Below are 340 nucleotides of genomic sequence, written 5' to 3' on the forward strand. Positions count from 1 at the left end.
GGTCAACTCTTGCCGCGCGTCGGCGGCTTGGGGCTCGACTTGATTCTCCGCACCTGCTCGGTGCAGGTTAACCTGGATTTCGGCGACGAGGCCGACATGGTGGAGATGCTGCGCGTCTCCCTGGCGTTGCAGCCGCTGGCCACCGCGCTGTTCGCTAATTCCCCCTTCATCGATGGCTAGCCGAGCGGGTGGCTTTCGCTCCGCGGGCGCGTCTGGACGGACACCGATCCGGGTCGCACCGGCATCCCGCCCGGGGCCGTCGAGGGCGGCTTCGGCTTCGCGCGGTTTTCCGAGGTTGTGCTCGATGTCCCGATGTATTTCATCCTGCGGGAGGGGCGGC

General features: G+C 67.4%; 1 pseudogene. It reads left to right on the forward strand.

The window, feature by feature from the left end:
• A pseudogene (locus AC1MIR_RS27790) lies at nt 1-340 on the forward strand (glutamate-cysteine ligase family protein); the annotation flags it as partial.

It is taken from the genome of Falsiroseomonas sp. RANM36 (assembly GCF_056682175.1).